Below are 21,177 nucleotides of genomic sequence, written 5' to 3'. Positions count from 1 at the left end.
CTCCGGTATGACCGATCAGCGCTCGACCTCGCGATTCCAGCGCTTGGTCCATTCCTCGCGCTTGTCGTTGATGACGGTCCAGTCCGGATTATAGAGCTTTGCCGCACGCTCGCCGATCGGCGCCATCTTGCCGAGCTCGGGCGGGATCACCAGTGATTTCAGCACCGGGCCGTAGCCGTAATCCTTCAGCATCACGAGCTGGATCTTGGGTTCGAGCAGCATCTTGACGAAGCTGGACGCAAGCGGCGAGGCGTTCGGCTTGGTGATCGGACAGGCGGTGGTCAGCAGCGTCGCGGCGCCTTCCTTCGGGTAGACGAAGTCGACGGGGAAACCGGTATTGGCAAAGCTCTGCACGCGGCCCGTGCCCCACACCGCGATCACGGCCTGGCCGGACTGAAACAGCTCGGTCATCTTGCCCGGCGACGGCTCATAGGCGAGCACGTTCGGATTGATCTGCTCCTTGAAGATCTTGAAGCCGGAATCGACGTTGGTTTCGCCGCCGCCGTTCATCTTCGACAGCATCACCAGCGCTTCGAGGCCATAGGTGTTGTTGATCGGCGGGATCACGAGCTGCTTGGCGTATTTCGTGTCCTTCAGATCGTTCCAGGAGGTCGGCGGCGCCCAGCCTTTTTCGGCAAACACCTTGGTGTTGTACATCAGGCCGGTCGCGACGATACCGATGGCGACCGCACGATCGTCCTTGAAGCGCGCGGTGTCGTAGAGATCGGTCGGCAGTCCCTCGAGCTTGCCGCAGAAGCCGAGTTGGATCGCCTGGTACATCGGGCCGTCGTCAACGATGGCGACGTCGATCTGCTGGTTGCCCTTCTGCGCCTGCAGCTTTGCCAGCGTGTCGGTGGAGTTGCCGGCGACGTACTCGACCTTGACGCCGTTCTCCTTCTCGAAAGCCGGGATCACCTCGTCGCGGATGGTCTTCTCGAACGAGCCGCCATAGCCGGCGACATAGAGCGTTTTCTGCTGGGCCGTGGCGACCGACGGGGCGGCGATGAGTGCCGCGATGCTGACCGCTGTCAGAAGGCGAAGAGTCTTCATGTGGTCCGATCTCCATACCGGAATGAGGTGACGTGCCGACGAGTCGCGTTGGCTGAACCTTCCGCATTTCCTTCCGCGCAAATCCCTCTCCGACCAGGGCTCCGGCCCCTGCTCGGCGGGTTTTGGCGCGATCCGGAGGTTTGAACCCCTCCAATCTGCCGAAAAAGCGGGCCGTCTCCAGCTCTGATGAAAAAGATCGCAAACTCCGGCTTCCATCGTCCAATGAATAATGGCAGCCTCTGCATGCCTAAATGTTATGAATGGAATTCGGGATGGCGCGGATCAATTCGCGGCAGGTGGAAGCCTTCCGGGCGACGATGCTGACTGGCAGCGTGACCGAGGCGGCGGCGCTGATGAAAGTGACGCAGCCGGCAGTCTCCCGGTTGCTGCGCGACCTCCAGGCGCTGTTGAAGATGGAGCTGTTCGAACGGCGCGGCACCGGCCTCGTGCCGACCGCCGCGGCCATGGCACTCTACACCGAAGTCGAGCGCTCCTTCGTCGGCCTCGAACGCATCACCGCGGCAGCAGAAGAAATCCGGGGCCGCCGCACTGGCTCCTTACGCATCGCAGCGCTGCCGGCACTGTCGAACGGCTATTTGCCCCGGCTCACCGGTCACTTCCTGAAGGAGCGTCCCAACCTCAACCTCGCTTTCTTCGGCGTGATCTCGCCGATCGTGGTCGACTGGGTGCTGAACAACCAATGCGACGTCGGCTTTGCCGAGGTGCCGATCGCGCATTCCGGCTTGCCGAGCCAGAAGCTGCCGGCGCCCGCGCGTGTGGCTGTACTGCCCACCGGTCACCGCCTCGCGGAAAAGGAAGTGCTGGAGCCCCGCGATTTCGAGGGCGAGACTTTCATCTCCCTGTCGGCGGGCTCGTCGAGCCGCCACCTCGTCGACCAGGTCTTCCATCGCCACGATGTCCGCCGCGTGCTCAGGGTCGAGACCACGCTGTCGGAGATCATGTGCGGCATGGTGTCGTCAGGACTTGGCGTCGCCATCTGCGATCCCTTCACCGCGCAGGAATTTTTCCACCCGCGGCGTCGTCGTGCGCCGCTTCCTGCCTCGCATCGACTTCGAATTCTCGGCGGTCTTTCCGGCGCAGCGCAGCCCCTCGCCGGTGGCGCTGGATCTCGTCGAGACCATGCGCAAGGCGCTGGTGGAGTTCGAGGACTAAATCGAGAGTTTGGATTGCCGAAGTAGCCCCTCACCCCACCCTCTCCCCGTAAGAACGGGACGAGGGAGCGAGAGACAGGTGCGTCCTTCACTCTAAGAGCCAGCTGAACGGGCGTGGCGTGCCGCGAGTCTTAACCTCTCCCCGCCCTTTCGCGGGGAGAGGTCGGATTGCGAAGCAATCCGGGTGAGGGGCTGGGCACTGCGTTGCCAGGAGCGGACTCCATCCGGCGCGCAAAGCCAACTCCGAAGTCGCCCTCAACCGTTGAACGCCGCCTGCGCCTCCGGCAGGTCCCAGATCTTGCCGATCGCAGCGGTCCCCGCCGCCGTGATCGCCGCCTCGTCAGCGCCGAGATAGCGGCCGCCATCGACCAGCGTGCGGCCGTCGACCATGACCTGATCGATATTGGCGCGATTGGCGAGCGCGATCAGCGCGCGGCGCGGGTCAAACAGCGGCTGAAGATGCGGATGGGTGAGATCGACGATCGTGAGGTCGGCGGTCGCGCCCGGCTCGATCCGGCCGAGGTCGGGCCGCTTGATGACATCGGCGGCGATTGCCGTGTTCGCCTCGATCAATTCGGGCGCGTTCGCGACATCGGCGCGCGCCGAGGTGATCTTGGAGATCAGCGACGCGGCATTGAGCTCGCCGAGCAGATCCATGTTGTAGCCGTCCGTGCCGACGACGGTGCGAACGCCGTGCTCTGCAAACCGGCTGAACGCGGCGGTGACGCCGGCGCGCGCGAACACGCGCGGGCAGTTGAGAACCGTCATCCCGCGCGCGGCCATCAGCTTGAGATCGTCGTCGGTGCTGAACATGCAGTGCGCCGCCATCAGATCGGGCGCCAGCAGGCCGAGCCAGTCGAGATATTGCGCCGGCGTGCGGCCGCCATAGCGCTTGCCGATGGTTTCGACCTCGGCGCGGCTCTGCGCCATATGCGTCGTGATGGGCACGCCAAGCTCGCGCGCCCGCGCGGCACAGGCCTTCAAGAGATCGGGCCCGCAGGTGTCGGTGGCATGCGGACTCATCGCCAGCCCAATGCGGCCATCGCCACGATTATTCCAGCGCTGGTAGAGCGCATCCCAGGTCGCCATGTCGGCGGTGCCATCATCGCCGGAATAGTGCACGACGCCATCGGAGCCGGCCTTGGCGTCCGACGTCGAAAACAGATAGGGCGCACCGTAGAAGCGGATGCCCATCTCCTCGGCGGCATCGAACATCTCCGGGATCGAGTTGCGGAACGGCTCCATCACCGTGGTGGCGCCGCCCTTCAGGAGTTGAAGGATGCCGAGCCGCGCGACCGCCATGCGCTCTTCCGCCGACAAGATATCTGCACCGCGCTTGGTCAGCGGCAAGAGCACCGTGTAGACGATGCTCTGGTTGTTCTTACGGCCATTGCCGTCCTCGGTGTGGCTGCGCGCCACTGCTTCCGAGAAGCAGTGATTATGCAGGTTCAGCAGGCCCGGGAGAACGAAACGGCCGGGACGGTCATGCACCTCGTCCGCCCGCGGCTTGTCGCGCGTGACCGCGGCGATTGTCTTGCCTTCGACCAGAACCCAGTGGTCGCGCAACACCTCCTGCGCGCCGTCCTTGCGTGACAGCACATAGCTGCCGAAGATTGCGATCGTGCTCATGCGGGGCGTACGTTCCAGAAGACGGCGGTGCCGTCGAGAATGCCGGTGATGGCTTTGCGATAGGCGGTGGGCTGCTTGTACAGGCCGATCGGAATATAGGGGATTTCCTGGAAAGCCACTGCCTGGATCTCACGGCAGATGCGCTGCTGCTCCGCGAGCTCGGAGGCCGCCAACCATTGGCTGCGCAGGCCGGCCATCTTCTCGCTCGCATACCAGCCGGCGACCTTGCCCTCGCCACGGATGTTGGTGTTACCGGCCGGATTGAGCCAGTCGATGCCCTGCCAATTGCCGACCGCGGCGCTCCAGCCGCCCTGGCCGATCGGATCCTTCTTGAGCTGGCGCTGCAACACTACGGCGAAATCGAGCCCGGCATATTCGACGTTCATGCCGGCCTTGCGCAAGGAGTCGACGGCGATCTCGCCGAGCGGCTTCTGCGCCAGTGAGTTGGTGGGGACGAGCACCACGATCTTCTCGCCATTATAGCCGGCGGCCTTGAGGTCGGCCTTCACCTTGGCGTAGTCACGCGGACCGCGGAACACATCGAGGCCGACCTCGCTCGCCATCGGCGTATTCGGCGCGAAATAGCCGATCGGGGAGACCTGGAAGCTCGGATCGGTACCGGCGACCGCGGTCATGAAGGCGGATTGATCGATCGCTCCCAGGAGCGCGCGGCGAACGGCTGGGTTATCAAACGGCGGCTGGAGATGATTGAGGCGCAGCATACAGGCATAGCCGCGAGGATCGAGGACGCGCGTCTCGATGTCCCCGGCAGCCTTGATGATCGGCAGCAGGTCATGCGGCGTGGTCTCCTGCCAGTCCTGCTCGCCGGTCTGCAACGCAGCGACGCCGGTGCCGGCATCGGGCGTGGTGGTCCAGACCACCCGATCGTAATGCACGATCTTCGGACCCGCGGTCCAATCCGGCTTTCCGTCGCTGCGCGGCTGGTAGCGCTCGAATTTGGCGTAGGCGTTGCGCGCACCCTGCACGCGCTCGTCGGCGAGATAGCGGAACGGGCCGCTACCGATCACTTCGGTCAGCGGCTTGAACGGATCCTGGCTCGCCAGCCGCTCCGGCATCATGAAGCACGCGTTGATCGCGGCCTTGCCGAGCGCCTGCGGCAATAGCGGGAATGGACGCTTGAGGCGGAAGCGGATGGTGCGGTCGTCGGCGGCCGACAACTCGTCCGTCGCCTCCATCAGCTCGCCGCCAAAGCCGTCGCGCGCGGCCCAGCGGCGGATGCTCGCGACGCAGTCGCGGGCAAGCACGCGCTCGCCGTCGTGCCAGAACAGGCCGTCGCGCAAGCTGAGGTCCCATTGCAGCCCGTCGCCGGAGACGACGTGGCCCGACAGCATCTGCGGCGAGACCTGGAGCGAAGAGCTGATGCCATAGAGCGTGTCGTAGACCATGAAGCCATGGTTTCGCGACACTTGTGCCGTCGAATAGATGGGATCGACGAAGGCGAGGTCGATGACGGGAATGAAGCGCAACGTGGTCTGGGATTCGGCGCGCAGGATGCCCGGGAATGACAGCGCCGGTACAGCGGCTGCGGCCTTGAGGAGCGAACGACGGGAGACGGGCATTGCAAGAGGCTCCTGAAGGATCTTACGTGTTCAGCAAGACCGCGCCGATCGCAACGGCCACCGCCTGCTGCGCCGGCTCGACCACGGGCACACCGATGGCATCCGCAATCGCCGCGCGGTGCGAGGCCATGCCGGCACAGCCCATCACCACGACGTCGGCGCGGCATTGCGTGACCAGGGCGCGGCCGGCTTCGATCAACCGTCCCCGGATATCCGCGCCTGCCGTCTCGGCCGCGCTCGCACCGACCGACCAGCTTCCGGCATAGCGGCTATCGACACCCATCAGCCGCACCATCCGCTGCTGGCGGCGGATGCTCGACGGCGACAGCGCGATGATGCCAAATCGCTCGCCCAGCATCATCGCGCGAAAGATGCCGCACTCGGCGATGCCCAGCACCGGGCGCCCGGCGGCCGCCTCGCGCACCGCATGCAGGCCGGGATCACTGAAGCAGGCGAGCACGAAGGCATCCGCATCGTCGCGCGTGACGCGATTGACCAGCGGCATTACGACGCTGTCGGCGTCGCGCTGCGAACTGATGCCGGGCGGGCCCTCGGCAAGGCCAACGACCTCGATCTCCGGTCCGCCGGCGATGCGCAGCGGCGCGACCGCATCATCGATCGCCGCCGTCACCGAAGCGGAAGAGTTGGGATTGATGACGAGGATGCGGGTCATGGCGTAGCTCAATTTTTGCCGGCCTCGTGGCGCAGGAAGTTCGCTGCGATCTTCTCACCGGTCGTGATCCAGACATCCGGGCACGACTTTGCGTAGGTCAGGAACTCACGCAGCAGGCGCAGCCGCATCGGTCGGCCGCTGCATTGCGGATGCAGCACCGTCGTCACCATCGCGCCCCAGTCTCTGGTTTCGTCGAGCTCGTCTTTCCAGATCGAAAGCACATGCTCCTTAGGGAAAATCGAGCGCGGACTGAAGCGCGCGGACAGGCCGTGCATCCAATCGTCATAGCTTGCGGTCACCGGCAGCTCGATCGTGCCCGGCTTGCCGTCGGCGAGACGATGGCGATAGGGCCGAACGTCGTCGCGGAACGACGAGGTGTAGACGATGCCGTGACGCACCAGCGCCACGCGCAGCTCCTCGGTGAATTCGCCGTAGGGCGCGCGGTAGCCGGTCGGCCTGACGCCAAGCCGGCGCTTGAGCGCCTCGAAACCGCGCTCGAGCTCCTCCTCGATCCAGGGATCGCCGGGATCGGGAAGGAGGTGGTGATAACCGTGATGGCCGATCTCGTGACCGGCCTTGAGAATGGCCTCAGCCATCGCCGGATGCGCGTCGACCGACCATCCCGTGACGAAGAAGGTCGCCTTGAGATCGAGCTGGTCGAGCAGCTCCAGGAGTTTCGGCGTGCCGACCCGCGCCTCATAGCCGCCATAGCTCATGGTGATGAGCCGCTGCGCGTGCACCGCGTCCTTGCTGGTCCAGGCGCTCTCCGCGTCCACGTCGAACGACAGGAACATCGCGGAATTGTACGGCTTCGGCCAGGGGTATTCCGGCGCAGGATCCGCGGTGTTGGCTGGGGTGAGCGGGATGCTCTGGAGTGCCTTACTGTCCAGCATTGAGGGTCGCCTTTTCGAGTGCGTTGTCGGTCAGTTTCCACTTGGCGAGCAGCGTGCGATAGGTGCCGTCCGCGATCAGCGCATCGACCGCCTCCAGCATCGCTTGCTGCAGCGCCTTTTCCTTGACCGGCAGAGCGATGCCGGTGAACTGCTGCGCGATGGGCTCGCCCACTGTCGCATAGGTGCCGGGCTCGAGATCCATGATGTAGGGCAGCGTCTCGTTGCCCTGGGCGGCGGCGTCGATGCGGCCCTGCCTGAGCTGGGTGCGGGCGTCGGCCGAGCCGTCGGTGCCGACGAACTGGATCGGGTTGGTGCCGCAATTCTTCTCGCTCCAGGCCGCGATCTGCGCCGGGAACATGGTGCGGCGGCTGGCGCCGACCTTCTTGCCGCAGAGCGCGGCTGCGTCCTTGAACTCCGCCTTGCGCGACTGCTGCACAAAGAACTGCGGACCGCTGCGCAGATAATCGACGAAGGACGCGATCTCGTGCCGGCTCGCATAGTCCGTGAAGCCGGACAGGATGGCGTCCACCCGCCCGGTCGAGATCGACGGCATGAACTCGGCAAAGCTGGTCTCCTGCCATTCGATCTTGACGCCGAGCTTGCGGCCGATGGCCTCGCCGAGATCGATGTCGAAGCCGGACAACGCGTTGGTGGCGGGATCGCGGAACTCCATCGGCGGATAGTTCGGCACCAGCGCGACCTTGATGCTGCCGCGCTTGGCGATCTCCGCCGGCAGCTCGACTGCCATGACCGGAGCGCTCATGGCGCCAACGAGTGCCGCCGTAACCAGAAGTCTCTTCATCGATACGCCCCCATTCAGATCACTGCCGAAAGAAATGCCCTGGTGCGCTCCTCGCGCGGCGCGCCCAAGACGTCCGAGGCGCTGCCCTGCTCGATGATCGCGCCCTGGTCCATGTAGACGACGCGGTCGGCGACCTCGCGCGCGAAGCCGAGTTCGTGCGTCACGACCAACATGGTCATGCCGCTCCGCGCCAGCTCCTTCATGACGGCCAAAACCTCGCCGACGAGCTCGGGATCGAGCGCGCTGGTCGGCTCGTCGAACAGCATCAGCATCGGCTTCATGGCAAGCGCGCGGGCAATCGCGACGCGTTGTTGCTGGCCGCCGGAGAGCTGGGCGGGATACGAGTCCGCTTTGGCCGACAATCCGACGCGCCGCAGCAACTCGATCGCCTCCGCACGCACCTCGTCGGGTTTTCGGCCCTGAACCTGGAGCGGACCTTCGGTGATGTTTTCGAGCGCTGTTTTGTGCGGAAACAGGTTGAAGCGCTGGAACACCATGCCGGTCTTCAGCCGCTGCCGCCCGATTTCGCGCTCGCTGAGCCGATGCAGCCGGCCGCCCTGCTCGCGCACGCCGAGGAGCTCGCCGTCGAGCCAGATGCCACCGCTGTCGATGGCGGCGAGCTGGTTGATGCAGCGGAGCAGCGTGGTCTTGCCGGAGCCGGAGGCGCCGATCAGGCACATCACCTCGCCGGGCCGGATGTCGAGCGAGACATTTTTGAGAGCTTGAAACTCGCCAAAACTCTTGCTGACAGAGCGGATCGCGACGAGGGGTTTTGTCATCGCGCGAGCCGCAATGTGCCGCGTGCAAAACGGCGTTCGAGCAGCATCTGGAGCGGTGTCAGGACCGAGACGACGAGCAGGTACCAGAGCCCGGCGACGATCAGGAGCTCGATCACGCGCGAATTGGCGTAGTAGATGTTCTCGGCGTTGTGCAGCAACTCCGGATATTGGATGACGCTGGCCAGCGAGGTCGCCTTCACCATGCCGATGAACTCGTTGCCAAGCGGCGGGATCACCACCCGCATCGCCTGCGGCAGCACGATCCGGCGCAGCGCACGCAAGCGTCCCATGCCGATCGCCTGCGCCGCCTCATATTGCCCGATATCGACCGACAGCATGCCGGCGCGCATCACTTCCGACGTATAGGCGCCCTGGTTGATGCCGAGCCCGAGCAGCGCGGCGAGGAACGGCGTCATGACGTCGACGGCGCGCGCGCTCCACAGGCCGGGAATGCCGATGGTCGGAAACACCAGCGCGAGATTGAACCACAGCAGCAGTTGCAGGATCAGCGGCGTGCCGCGGAACAACCAGGTGTAGCCGGCGGCGACGGTCTTCAGCACCGGGTTGGGCGACAGCCGCATGATCGCGACGACCACGCCGAGGAAGATGCCAAGCGCCATCGCCAGCACCGCCATCACCATGGTGTTGACGATGCCCTCGAGAATGACCTTTGCGGTCAGGAAGCGGCTGACATAGGACCATTCGATCTGGCCGGCCGCAAACGCACGCACGATCAGTGCGAGCACAGCAACGATCAGCGCGGCGCTGAGCCAGCGAAACCAATGCGGCTCGCGCGCGATCCGCATTCCCGACAGGTCGGGAAAGCCCTCCGCGAGTGCCGGTGCCGTCTTCATTGCGATGCCGCGTTCAGCATGGGCTGGGCGACCGCATTGGCGCCGAGACCCCATTTGTCGAGGACAGCCTTGTAGGAACCGTCGGCGATCATCGCGGTGAACTTCTCGGTCACCACCTCACGAAGCGCTGCATCGTCCTTGCGGAACATGATACCCTGATATCCTTTGGCAAAGGGTTCGCCGATCACGCGATATTTGCCGGGTTCCTGCGTCTGCGCATAAGGCAGCGTCTCGCTGCCCTGCACGGCGGCGTCGATGCGGCCCTGCTTGAGCTGATTGCGGACGTCGATCGAGTTCTCGCCCGGCACGTACTGGATCGTCGGCTTGCCGGCCGGCTCGCAATTCTGCTTGCTCCACTTCTCGATCTCGACCGGGAAGCTCGTGCTGCGGGTGGTCCCGACCTTCTTGCCGCAGAGATCGGTCGCAACCTTGGCTTCGTTCTCCGCCATCACGAAGAACTGCGGGCCGGTCCCGAGATAATCGACGAAATCTGCGGTCTCGCGCCGCGAGGCGCGATCGGAGATGCCGGAGATGATGAAATCGGCGCGCCTGGTCTGGAGCGACGGGATCAATTCGGCGAAGGGCGTCTCGCTCCAGACGATCTTCACGCCGAGGCGTTTTGCGAGCTCGTTCGCCAGATCGACGTCGAGCCCGACGAGGTCGTTGGTCGCGGGATCGCGGTATTCCATCGGCGCGTAAGTGGAGTTGACCGTGAGCTTCAACACGCCCGCTTGCTTGATCTCCGCCGGAAGCTCCGCCGCCTGCGCGGACGCGACGGCAGCCAAGGCTGCGATGCCGAGGAAATACGAGAGGCGCGTCATATCGGCTCCTTTGCCAACGTTGTTGGAACGTCCTGTCAGTCTGCGTCGAGAACCGCGGGCTCGATGACCCCGGCGCGTTCGGTGATCACCCTGTATTGCTCCGGCCGCCGGTGCGCGGCGAAGTTGAACATCTTGTCCTTGCCCTGGCGGCAGAGGTCGAGATCGATGTCGGCGACGATCACCTCGTCAGTCAGCGTTGCCGCCTGCGCGACAATGCGGCCATTGGGATCGACGATGCAGGAGCCGCCGATCAGCCCGGAGCCGTCCTCCTCGCCTGCCTTCGCCACCGAGATCGCCCAGGTCGCATTCATGTAGGCGTTGGCCTGCGTCACCAGCGTGGAATGGAAGGTCCGCAACGAGGCGTCTTCCGTGCTGCCGCCATTGGGATCATAGGCCGCCGAATTGTAGCCGATGCAGACGAGCTCGACGCCCTGCAGGCCAAGCACGCGCCAGGATTCCGGCCAGCGGCGATCGTTGCAGATCATCATGCCCATGATCGCGTGGGCCCAGGCCGAGCCGGCGCGGAAGGCCGGAAAGCCGAGATCGCCATAGTTGAAATAGCGTTTCTCGAGCTGCTGGTAGCGCGCACCTTGTCGCGGCTCGACCGAGCCCGGCAGGTGCACCTTGCGATAACGGCCGAGCAGCTCGCCGTCGCGATCGACCAGGACGGCGCAATTGTAGCGGCGTCCATCCGGCGTCAGCTCGGCATAGCCGACATAGAAGCCGACGCGCAGCGCACGCGCACGGTCGAACAAGGCGGCGACGTTCGGGTTCGGCATGCCGCGTTCGAAATAATGGTCGAGCGCCTCGCCTTCGAGCAGCCAACGCGGAAAGAACGTGGTGAAGGCGAGCTCGGGAAACACCACGAGGCTGGCGCCGCGGCCGGCCGCCTCCTCCAGCAGCGCAAGCATCCGCGACAGCGTATGCTCGCGCGTATCGGCTTTTTGCGTCGGCCCCATCTGTGCGGCGGCGGCGCGAAGGACACGAACCAAGATTGCCTCCAATCTGTGCGCAATGGCGCCTCAATGGGCGAATGAACCCTTTGATGCGACGTGCAAATCCGCTGCCATTACGCGGAAGCGGGACTACAAAATCAATTCATTCTGCTATGATGTTTTGGCCCAGAGTATAATCGGCAGTGATATGAACCTGCGCCAGCTCGAGATTCTCCGCGCCGTCATCCGCCACCGCACCACGGTTGCGGCCGCCGACGAACTGGCCTTGTCGCAGCCTGCCGTCAGCAACGCGCTGAAGACGATGGAGGCGCAGGCAGGTTTTGCGCTGTTCGAACGCGTCAACAACCGGCTGTTTCCGACCACGGAAGCGATGGCGCTCTACAAGGAGAGCGAGGCGATCTTCGCGCTGCACGCAAAGCTCGAGAACCGCGTGCGCGATCTGCGCGAGAACCGCTCCGGGCATCTCGCGCTGGTCGCGACGCCGCCGCTCGCCTACAGCATCATCCCTTCGGCACTGTCGGGCTTCCTGCGCCGTCGCCCGGAGATCCGGGTGTTCTTCGACGTGCGGCGCTACGAGGGCATCATCGAAGGCGTGCTCAACCGCGTCGCCGAACTCGGCTTCGCGCTCGGGCTGACACATCATCCAGGCATCGCCCATGAGGTGGTGCACACCGGCGAGATGGTGTGCGTGCTGCCGCCGCAGCACCCGCTCGCCGACCGGCCGGTGATCTCGGCCTCCGACCTGTCCGGCCTGCCCTTCATCGGGCTTGAGCGCGGCACGCGCCTCGGTGAAGCAGTGCGTGACAGTTTTGCCCGCGCCGGCGCGCCGTTCCAACCGACCGTCGAGGTGCGTTACTGCAACACGGCCTGCGTGCTCGCCGCCGCCGGCGTCGGCGCCGCGGTGGTCGATCCCTTCTCGCCGCGGCAGAACGGCGGGACCGGCCTCGTCGTGCGGCCGTTCGCGCCGACGACGCACGCCGTGGCCTATATGCTATGGTCGGAAGCAGAGCCGCTGTCGCGCCTGGCCAAGGCGTTTCTCAACGAGGTCCGGAGAGAGAGTGCGCTGCTGGAGCGCACAGCGCCACACCAGCAACATGGGGCAGGAAGCGACTGAGCTTGACCTTTACCGGAGGGCACATGGCACGCATCACCATCATCGAGACCGGGCAGGTCCCACAAAAATATCGCGAGCGCCACGGTTCGTTCCCCGACATGTTCGAGCGCATGGTCCGCGCCGAGGATCCGACCGCGACGGTCGAGATCGTCAGCATCCCAAACGGCGATACGCTGCCCGATCCGCGCAGTTTGGAGGCGGTGCTGATCACCGGCGCGGCCGCCGGCGTCTATGACGGGCTCGACTGGATCGCGTCGCTGGAAGATTTCGTGCGCACCGCCTACGCTAACAGGACGCCGATGGTCGGCATCTGCTTCGGTCATCAGCTGATCGCGCAGGCGCTCGGCGGCACCGTGCGCAAATCGGAGAAGGGCTGGGGCATCGGCCGGCACGTCTATCAGGTGCTGCCGGACAACGGCGTCGTCGACGGCGGAGCGGTCGCCATCGCCTGCTCGCATCAGGACCAGGTGATTGAGCCGCCAAACGATGCGCTGACGATCCTCTCCTCCGATTTCACCCCGCATGCCGGCCTGCTCTACGCCAACGGCGCGACGCTCACCGTGCAGCCGCATCCGGAGTTCGACGTGGAGTTTGCGCAAGTGTGCTGCGAGCTACGCGACGGCAAAGCGCCGGACGCGGTCGTTGCCACGGCGAGGAAGTCACTGGCGGAGCCGATGGATCACGCCAAGCTTGGTGGGGCGATTACGAGATTTCTGGCAAGGCGTGCGTCACTGTAGTCCGCAGCTCTCGCCACGCAGACTCTTCCCTTCTCCCCTTGCGGGAGAAGGTGGCGCGAAGCGCCGGATGAGGGGTCTCTATCCGCGGATTCAATCGCGAGAGGTGCTCGCTGAGAGAGACCCCTCACCCGTCTCGCCGCTTCGCGGCGAGCCACCCTCTCCCACAAGGGGAGAGGGGAAGAAAGCGACAAGCTCGTCTTGATAGGCCTCAGAACGGATCCGTCCCCAACCCCACCACATCCGCCGGCCTCGGCCCCGGTGCCGGCCAGTGAAACCGCCGGTCCTTCTCCGCAATCACCACGTCGTTGATCGACGCCTCGCGCCGCCGCATCAGGCCGTGCTCGTCGAACTCCCACTGCTCGTTGCCGTAGGAGCGATACCACTGGCCGCTCGCATCGTGCCATTCGTACTGGAAGCGCACGGCGATGCGGTTTTCGTCGAACGCCCAGAGGTCCTTGATCAGCCGGTAGTCGTACTCCTTCTCCCATTTGCGGGTGAGGAACGCGACGATGGCGTCGCGCCCCTGAAAAACCTCGGAGCGATTGCGCCAGCGGCTGTCCTCGGTATAGGCGAGCGAGACGCGCACCGGGTCGCGCGAATTCCAGGCATCCTCGGCCATACGCGCCTTTTGCGCTGCGGTCTCACGGGTAAAGGGCGGAAGCGGCGGGCGCGACATGAGGGCCTCATCGGTTGGCGGGAGTGCAATCTATCGCCGCCCGCGGGGGAGTCGAGAGGCCGTCCGCTATCGCCCGATCACGAAATTAGATCAGCCTTCATCAAGGCGCGGATGGACTTCGGGATCGGCTGGGCGCGGCCGCCGCTGATGAACGCGACACGCACCTCGGCTTTCACCAGCACGTTTTCCCCGCGCCGCACCTCCTGCGCCAGCATGATCGAGGCGCCCTTCACGGCGACCGGCCAGGTCACGACGTCGAGCACGTCGTCCATCCGGGCAGGCTTGAGGAAATCGAGATGCATCGAGCGCACCACGAAGGCGAAGCTTGCGTCTTCCGTCTCCGCCTGCTCGAACAATGCCTGCTGCTCGGCGCCCATCAGCCGCAGATGATTGGTCCGTCCGCGCTCCATGAAGCGCAAATAATTGGCGTGATAGACGATGCCGGAAAACTCTGGTTTGACGATATCGCAACAGAATACCAACTTCTTGATTTCGTTGGGGCGCTGGAGGGCGATAGCGTGAACAAGCGCAGATTTTTCTACGTCCCTTTCATGGCGAGCCGCAGCGCCTTCGGGATCAGCTTCAGTGTTCACCTAGCTCGCCTCGAGAGAAATGTCACCCCGGCCGCGAGCATAGCGGCCCGAAGGGGCATGCGGGACGAGTGCAGCGACAACACCGGTGTTTGAGCGGTACGCGGGAACGGGGCCGTGATAACGCTCGCCACAGGCGAGCCCGTTTTCCGAGTGCCCCCGGCGAGGAGCACTTTATGGCTTGCGCGAGGCATCGTGATCCGAAGGGCCGAGACAGCATGGCTCGGCAAGCTGGCTCATAGAGCCCCGTCCGCGGAGCGGACGCGCCCCCAACCTAATTAGACCCGTACTTGTGCCATGGGCGAAACCGCGGCACTTATGAGCCTGATTTCGGGAGATCCTATCGCGGACCTCACACCACTGACCCACATTAAGAACGTGTGCGGTTATTTGCGTGAGAGTTTCCGGGTTCGTTGCTCCGTCGGCGCCGCCCCTGACCGAAAGCCCAACCGATCGCTCCTGCATTGACGGTTTCGTCCGCGGAGCCGGAGCAGGACTGGCGTGTATCGTACTCCGTCAACCCAGCTCCATGGCCTGGCCGGAATAGTCGACGAACAGCTTCTCGCCGGCGACATGGACCTGGGGACAGGATGGGCTTGAGGGGGCCAGCCCATTGCTTGTAGCGTTCGCATAGCTGAAGCAGTCGGAGTTAGGCAAAAGACCAAGGTAGCTGGGTTGCAGACTGTCAGTGGTGCGCGCCTCCTGGTTACCCCCGATCGCAATCGCTGAAATAGCGATCACGATCGGCTGGAAACGGTGATCACGATGCTCTGGAATGGGCGATCACGATGGCTTGGACTTCGTGATCACGAACGGCTGGAACACGCACTTACCGGGCGCCCCGTCGACCTACCACGCTACTACGTCGCGACGTGGAGCGATGCCGTCAAGCTGTCGGGTGCGCAAGAGGCAGGACACCGCGCTGATCTACGCTCGCAAGCGAAGGGGCATGTCAAGGAGTTGGAGATATCTGCAACGCCGCAACCTGACGCGGCGTTTGATTCACGCATTTCTTCCAGCGCCAATGTTGCGATGCAGTTACAGCAATTTGCGTGCACGTTGTTAAGACGCAGCCGGCTCGGGGGCACTCAAGACATGGGAATAGAAATGAAGAACTTGTTGCTTATGACAGTCAGTACGGTGGCGCTTGCTGCGGTGGCCCCCGCATTCAGTGCTGATCTGCCTGCGCAACCCATCAGGCCTCTCTACACCACCGCTCCAGGACCTGTCGCGGCTGCAATCTACGATTGGAGTGCTTACTATTTCGGCGTGAACGGTGGTCTGAGCTCAGGCGAGAGTTGTTGGGAGTACCTTGGCAGCACGCCCGAGGGCTGTCATCATCCGACAGGCGGTAGCGTGGGCCTCCAGATCGGCTATCGATGGCAGATGGGCCAGATCGTGCTGGGTGTTGAGGGCCAGGGCAACTGGGCTGATTTGACCGGGTCCAATCACAGCATCGCGTTTTCCGATACTACCAACCAGACTAAGATTGACGCGTTCGGTCTCATGACGGGGCAGATTGGTTATGCCTTCGGGAACAACGTAGTTTACGGCAAAGGCGGCGCCGCAGTCATGAGCAACATCCATCAGATCAGCTCGACCGTGGCAGGAGCCAGTAGGAAAAGTGACGTTCTTTGGGGCGGTGTGTTGGGGGTCGGATTCGAGCACGGCCTCGCACCGAACTGGACGGTGGGCTTCGAGTACGACCACCTGTTCTTCCAGCCCCGCACGGCGAAATTCAGCGGGAACATTGGTGGGGCCGATCGCATCCGCGAGGGTCTCGACCTTATCACGGTACGGGTCAACTATAAGTTTGGCGGTCCGATTCTCCTGAAATATTGATCCGTACTTGTGTCGATGGCCCCGGCCTAGCCGGGGCCATTCGAAGGAAAGCATGGCCCGCTCAGAGCCCGGCCATTCAGGCAATTCCGACGTGAGATTCAAGCGCGCGATCCCGGCCCTTCGCCTTTCGCTGGCCTGCGATCCCTCCTTCTCCGGACGGCAAGCTCGGCAGCACTTGGCGGGGAACCGCCGGCTCAGCGCTGGAGCACATTCGACACCGAAAGTCGGCCGTAATCGTGGACAGGGTAGTCGCAAGGGCGACGAGCTCGGAACCTGCGTCGATCCCGCGGGAATGATACTGCTTAGCTTGCGGCTGCCGCCTTGCCAGGGTAAGCGGCGCATCGCCGTCGCAATCGAGGCAGACGAGATCGTCGAACACAGCTGCCTCCGCTGAGGCGGCACGGCAAGATCCGCCTGCAAGCGTTGAGGACATAATAGATCGGCTCATCCGCGTCTGTCGCGAACCCGGACGATAGGCAGCTCGGCTTTCCAGCATCTCACCGGCCCGTCCGATCTTTCGGATCACTCGGCCTCGCCTGCTTCGGCTACGAGCGGCAACCGAGCAGGCGAGCACCTGCCCTCCGACATCGCCGACATCGCGCGCCAAGCGCCGATGCGGACCGAGGAGAAATCATCTGTGCCGCGGGCGGGGCGCAATGACGTCAGTGAAAGCCGCGGACACGGGCGACTCCATGATGAAGCAAGGCGGCATCCACAGCAGGACTGACCCGAGTTTCTCCGGCCAGGACGCCATAACCCTCGCGCTCAGATGGCATCGCTGCCGGGCGCAAGCTCCATGGCCGGGCAGAACTCTAGTCTCGCGTCGCCTTGCAACCCGCCGAAACCCAGTCGGTCAGCCACGCCGGAGCGCGGGGAATAGGTTTGGAGTTCATTCTCGGTCCTTCACCTCGAGGGGGTTCTGCAGTTCGCACCCGTAGCAACCACAACAGGATTCCTGCAGACTCCGTAGCGCGAGACGCGTCAAGACAGTTGGATCCAAGTGGCCTTTTGCGGCCAGAGCTAATACCTTTTCGGCGAGGCACGCCTTCAACGAAGACGTCCGGTTTGCTTCGGGCACCATCCCGATCGCATCGTCCAGAACACCTCGCAACAAAGCGCATAGTTTGGTTTTCGGTGTCATGGCGCTAATCCAAAAACAACGGAGATCTGGCCGACCTCGGCTCCGGCCCGCCTGGCCGGTGGCCCCCGGAAAGCCGTGCGGAATAAACCTTCTTCGCTCCAGGGAGCGGGAGGAGTAAGGGAGACGGCCGAGCCTACAAGTACAAGAGCTAGGTTTCGGTAATGTGACAGTTCGTGCTCCGCTCATTCTGGATGCATGACGGCTTAAGAAAGCATCCTGCGGATAGGTCCTTTGGTTTTCAAGTCGACGCTTGCTGACGCTATCAACAAAAGTTCGTAAAGCATTTGGTGAGGATCGCCGAGCCGTGAATTGGGCAGCCTTAGTGGATTGCTTGTTCCGATCGCGCCAATTCCAGCTTAGGAGCTCGTCGCGCCTTTTGAGCCGGATGTGCGGCGCGGTTGCTATAGTCGGCGAGCCACGCTTGTGAATCCACGCTGCTCAATCTGGCGGTCATGTTCACGGCCAGAGCTCCGGTTCGGCGGAAACGGATTGGTCCGCAGGCGCAGAGTTGTCAAATCCCGGTTCTGGTAGTTGAAACACGACGCAACATCATCTTGAACTCTTCTGGCACGGTTCACAGTTGAGCTTACGGTGATAAGAATTTCTCTTCGAGATCATTTCGGCGTGCTCCGGCCAGCCCAGCTTGTCGCCGTCCAGGATCGCTGGTTCGAGTGGCTCGATATTCGCACCGAAACTTTCGCCCAGCTGCGCGATCCAGTGACGCTAGAACGAGCTTGGGTGCCACTGGGCTCGATTACCGTTCCGCCAGAACCAGAATGGACACCAACACATCCGGCGGTCACAAGGGCTCGCCGTCCCACGTAATGCCTACCCCTGTTTAGCACCGTATTCCATGGAGGCGGATCAAGTTTGAAACATCCCGCATGGTCGTTCTGGCTAGTCAGTCAGTGTCCGGTGCCATGTGTGACACAATTATGATTGCTCGCGGGACAACACCGTTGAGGCGTGTCTGACTCACACTGTCGAACTTACGACACGCTGGTACTTATTTGTAGAGCTAGGCGGTGTGGACTCTGAGAACCCATTTCCAGGAGCAAATCAGATTCATGGCTGTTTTCTCGGAGCAAGTCTTCGGTGTCATGAACCCGCTGGCTCGACTGCAGGTCGAACGCGACGCGGCTGCTTTGTAGCTTACCCGCCGCGGCTGTAATGGCCCCTACAGCCATCCGCCGCCCCTTTGCCTCAGTCCGCGCGCTGCAACAGCGCGCTAGCCGTCATCCACAACAACACGTCACGGGGGTTCCGATATGCAGTTGCTAAGTTTCTCCACGCCGAGCGCCATTCTCTCGAGTGCCCCTTCTCACAACTTAAGCAATTCAGCAGCGTTGCGACCGATTGACGCGGAACGGAAGGTCAGGTGTCCGTCAACTCCCTACAGCTATAGGAATCATGTGGCTGGCTTCCTTATCTCGATCGACGGCAGTGGCCCACCGTGGATCTTTGCCTCAAAGCTCCGCAGCCGCTGATAGATCGAGATCAGTTCGACGATCGTGCTCCAGGAGTTGACGAGATACTGAAACGAGGTTCGCACTTGCGTAAATGCGTTGAGGATCTGGTTCATCGCGCCGAGGGTGATCCTGCCCGCGATGATTGTGGGCGCAAGCAGCAGATAAGGAAAGATGACGTCAGTCTGCAGATAGACGATCCGGCCGATATTGAAGTACATGAAGTTCAGATAGAGCCGGAAGTAATTCCTGCGAATGTCGCTAAACAGCACGCTCAATGTCGGCGCATTGGCACGCGCCGCATCATCCTCGCCGAGCACGAGCTCCTTGCGATAGGCCGCTTCGACCCGCTGGTTGAAAAATTCAATTCCGGGCAGGCGGATGCCGATAAGCGCGAGAACGCCGGTGCCCAGGATCGACCAGATCACCGCGGCGAACACCAGCGGATAGGCAATCGAGCCGAACAGAGGCAGCTCCGTGACGTTGCTGGACAGCCTCACCAGAACCGGCAGGAACGCCAACAGTGTCAGCACCGCGCTGATGAGATTGACGCCTAGACCTTCCATGGTGCTGGCGAAGCGCATGGTGTCTTCCTGGATCCGCTGGGAGGCGCCTTCGATCGTGCGCAGCCGTGGCCAGTTGGCGACATAAAAATCGTTCATCGCCGTGCGCCAGCGGAAGATGTAGTGGCTGACGAAGAATCGCGTCATCACGCCGACCACGACGGCCACGAGCGCTATGCCGGCAAAGGTCGACAACTCGCTGTAGAACTGCTCGACCGTGACCGGCGCCGACTTCGAAAGCGCAGCCTGGATCATGTCATAGAACGGTCCATACCAGCTGTTGATCGCGACCGAGACCTGGACCTGAAAGTAAGAGGTGAACAGGATCAGCGCCGAACCAAGAATGGACCACGTCGCCCAGGGATGCGGGGCAAATAACATCCATGCCGCCGCGAACACCGTAACGGCCAGCGCAAAATAGAGATCAAACCACAGCGCCGAGGCGGACCAGAACGTCGCAAGCCCGACCGGCTTCTCCGGGGCTGGAAAGAGATTGCCGGCAAATACATACCAAAACGCCATCGCCAACGCCGTCCAAAGAATTGACGACGCAAAGAACAACTTTGGTCGAGGGAAGAATGAAACGAACATGCTCGCTGTCCTTTATCGACTTAGAACTTCAGCTCAGAAGATGAACTCGCCGCGTTTCGCTAGCTGTTCCTGACTTCCGGTCACCCGCCAGTCGCGTCGCACGCGCGATGCCTGAAAGGCCCCGGTCTAGCCGGGGCCTTCGATTCACCAGTCCGACTTCAGATCAATATTTGAGCAGAATCGGGCCGCCGAACTTATAGTTGAGCCGCGCAGTCACAAGATCGAAATCCTGGCGGATGCGGTCGCCGCCCAGCGAACCAGCAGCCACGACAAAGTTCACGTCGGCATCCCGCATGAACAAGTGGTCGTACTCGACGCTTACCGACCAGTTCGGCGCGAAACCGACTTCGATCCCGGCGCCCACAGTAGCACCCCAAGGGCTGCTATCAGCGCCCGCGAACTGCGCGCCCGTGACTGCGGAGTTGACTCGATACGTGTTGCTCGCCACTGCGACGCCGCCCTTGGCGTAAAACAGTACGGTGTCGAGCGCATAACCGATCTGCCCAGTCATCGTACCGAACGCACCAATCTTGCTCTGGTCGACATCGCCGAACGCAATGCTGACGTTGGATCCGCTCAGATCAGCCCAGTTCCCCTGACCTTCAACGCCCAGCACGATCTGGCCGATCTGCCATCGATAGCCGATCTGCCCGCCGACGGTAATGCCGGTCGCATCATGACAGCCCTCAGGGGTGCGACCATTGTAGTCCCAGCAATTCGAGCTTGAGCCCAAGCCGCCGTTCACACCGACGTAGAGGCCGCTCCAGTCGTAAATTGCAGCCGCGACAGGCGGCGGAGCTTTGGAGTAGAGAGGTTGGACGGGCTGCGCAGCCAGGTCTGCACCGGATGCGGACGCAATTGCGCCAAGCGCCACAATGCTCACAGTCGTAAGCAAGAAGTTCTTCATTTCTACTCTCATGTCTTGAGTGCCCCGAGCCTCATGCGTCTTAACAACGTGCGCGCGAATTGCTGTAGCTGCGTCACAACATTCGTGCCGAAAGAAATGCGTGAACCGGACGCTGCGTTAGGTTCTGCGTTGCAGATCATTCCCAAGTGTCCCCTTACGGAGGCCACCATGGGCGGAGCGCCACATCGGCATGCGTTTCTTGGAATCCCGGGCCCACCTTGATATCCCGCATTCCAAGTTCGGCGGAGACATCGAGCAGTTTGCTGACGGAATTTGTCGGATTCCATTCGCTTCTCGTCAGTCCTGTACCAATCGAGCAGAAATTCAATCTTCAGATATTT

General features: G+C 62.9%; 17 protein-coding genes and 1 pseudogene. 4 read left to right on the top strand and 14 right to left on the bottom strand.

The features are described 5' to 3' along the window. Positions 1-15: 15 nt before the first annotated feature. Positions 16-1,050 (bottom strand): ABC transporter substrate-binding protein, encoded by a 1,035-nt coding sequence (locus tag ACVIN2_RS27595; protein ID WP_456767986.1) that lies wholly within the window; start codon positions 1,048-1,050, stop codon positions 16-18. Between the two features lie 272 nt (positions 1,051-1,322). Here ACVIN2_RS27595 and ACVIN2_RS27590 point away from each other — a divergent pair. Further along, positions 1,323-2,223, top strand: a pseudogene (locus ACVIN2_RS27590) (LysR substrate-binding domain-containing protein). A 254-nt stretch (positions 2,224-2,477) separates the two neighbouring features. On the opposite strand, the gene ACVIN2_RS27585 reads toward ACVIN2_RS27590, so the two are convergent. From ACVIN2_RS27585 to ACVIN2_RS27545, 9 genes are read right to left on the bottom strand one after another with little or no spacing between them, the layout of a single operon-like run. Next, complete coding sequence (locus ACVIN2_RS27585) at positions 2,478-3,851, bottom strand: amidohydrolase family protein (RefSeq protein ID WP_456767985.1); 1,374 nt, start codon at positions 3,849-3,851, stop codon at positions 2,478-2,480. Then, positions 3,848-5,431, bottom strand: a complete 1,584-nt coding sequence (locus tag ACVIN2_RS27580; protein WP_456767984.1) for an ABC transporter substrate-binding protein — start codon at positions 5,429-5,431, stop codon at positions 3,848-3,850. Before ACVIN2_RS27580 ends, ACVIN2_RS27585 begins: the two co-directional genes overlap by 4 nt. A 22-nt stretch (positions 5,432-5,453) precedes the next feature. Then, on the bottom strand, positions 5,454-6,104 hold the full coding sequence (locus ACVIN2_RS27575) for an aspartate/glutamate racemase family protein (RefSeq protein ID WP_456767983.1): 651 nt from the start codon (positions 6,102-6,104) through the stop codon (positions 5,454-5,456). A gap of 8 nt (positions 6,105-6,112) precedes the next feature. Beyond that, positions 6,113-6,997, bottom strand: coding sequence for a polysaccharide deacetylase family protein (locus tag ACVIN2_RS27570; protein ID WP_456767982.1), 885 nt, complete (start codon positions 6,995-6,997; stop codon positions 6,113-6,115). Beyond that, positions 6,984-7,799: an ABC transporter substrate-binding protein gene (locus ACVIN2_RS27565; protein WP_027570291.1), complete on the bottom strand. Its 816-nt coding sequence runs from the start codon at positions 7,797-7,799 to the stop codon at positions 6,984-6,986. The genes ACVIN2_RS27570 and ACVIN2_RS27565 overlap by 14 nt, the downstream gene beginning before the upstream one ends. Before the next feature lie 14 nt (positions 7,800-7,813). After that, positions 7,814-8,578, bottom strand: a complete 765-nt coding sequence (locus tag ACVIN2_RS27560) for an amino acid ABC transporter ATP-binding protein (RefSeq protein ID WP_456767981.1) — start codon at positions 8,576-8,578, stop codon at positions 7,814-7,816. Continuing rightward, positions 8,575-9,432 carry an amino acid ABC transporter permease gene (locus ACVIN2_RS27555; RefSeq protein ID WP_456767980.1) on the bottom strand — a complete coding sequence of 286 codons (858 nt, stop codon included), beginning with the start codon at positions 9,430-9,432 and terminating at the stop codon, positions 8,575-8,577. Before ACVIN2_RS27555 ends, ACVIN2_RS27560 begins: the two co-directional genes overlap by 4 nt. Further along, a complete protein-coding gene (locus ACVIN2_RS27550; protein WP_456767979.1) occupies positions 9,429-10,253 on the bottom strand; it encodes an ABC transporter substrate-binding protein in 825 nt (274 codons plus the stop codon). Before ACVIN2_RS27550 ends, ACVIN2_RS27555 begins: the two co-directional genes overlap by 4 nt. Positions 10,254-10,288: 35 nt before the next feature. Further along, the gene (locus ACVIN2_RS27545) at positions 10,289-11,245 is read right to left on the bottom strand and encodes an N-carbamoyl-D-amino-acid hydrolase (protein ID WP_456767978.1); all 957 of its coding nucleotides are present in this window, start codon (positions 11,243-11,245) and stop codon (positions 10,289-10,291) included. Positions 11,246-11,396: 151 nt separating this feature from the next. Between ACVIN2_RS27545 and ACVIN2_RS27540 the strand changes: the two genes are divergently transcribed. Next, complete coding sequence (locus ACVIN2_RS27540) at positions 11,397-12,323, top strand: LysR family transcriptional regulator (protein WP_456767977.1); 927 nt, start codon at positions 11,397-11,399, stop codon at positions 12,321-12,323. 23 nt (positions 12,324-12,346) lie between these two features. Continuing rightward, positions 12,347-13,060: a type 1 glutamine amidotransferase gene (locus ACVIN2_RS27535; protein WP_456767976.1), complete on the top strand. Its 714-nt coding sequence runs from the start codon at positions 12,347-12,349 to the stop codon at positions 13,058-13,060. 208 nt (positions 13,061-13,268) lie between these two features. Here ACVIN2_RS27535 and ACVIN2_RS27530 read toward each other — a convergent pair whose 3' ends face one another. Together ACVIN2_RS27530 and ACVIN2_RS27525 are read right to left on the bottom strand one after the other, a co-directional pair. Next, positions 13,269-13,736, bottom strand: a complete 468-nt coding sequence (locus tag ACVIN2_RS27530) for a nuclear transport factor 2 family protein (RefSeq protein WP_456767975.1) — start codon at positions 13,734-13,736, stop codon at positions 13,269-13,271. A gap of 77 nt (positions 13,737-13,813) precedes the next feature. After that, positions 13,814-14,218: a YbgC/FadM family acyl-CoA thioesterase gene (locus ACVIN2_RS27525; protein WP_456767974.1), complete on the bottom strand. Its 405-nt coding sequence runs from the start codon at positions 14,216-14,218 to the stop codon at positions 13,814-13,816. A gap of 1,215 nt (positions 14,219-15,433) precedes the next feature. Here ACVIN2_RS27525 and ACVIN2_RS27520 point away from each other — a divergent pair. After that, entirely contained in the window at positions 15,434-16,168 is a 735-nt protein-coding gene (locus ACVIN2_RS27520; protein ID WP_456769818.1) for an outer membrane protein, read from the top strand. Positions 16,169-18,717: 2,549 nt separating this feature from the next. Here ACVIN2_RS27520 and sbmA read toward each other — a convergent pair. After that, complete coding sequence (sbmA, locus tag ACVIN2_RS27515) at positions 18,718-19,929, bottom strand: peptide antibiotic transporter SbmA (protein WP_456767973.1); 1,212 nt, start codon at positions 19,927-19,929, stop codon at positions 18,718-18,720. A 163-nt stretch (positions 19,930-20,092) separates the two neighbouring features. Beyond that, entirely contained in the window at positions 20,093-20,836 is a 744-nt protein-coding gene (locus tag ACVIN2_RS27510; protein WP_035974413.1) for an outer membrane protein, read from the bottom strand. Positions 20,837-21,177: the final 341 nt, after the last annotated feature.

This window comes from Bradyrhizobium sp. USDA 3650 (assembly GCF_054057395.1).
Note: the sequence above shows the minus strand (reverse complement) of the source record. Positions and strands in the feature narration are given on the sequence as shown.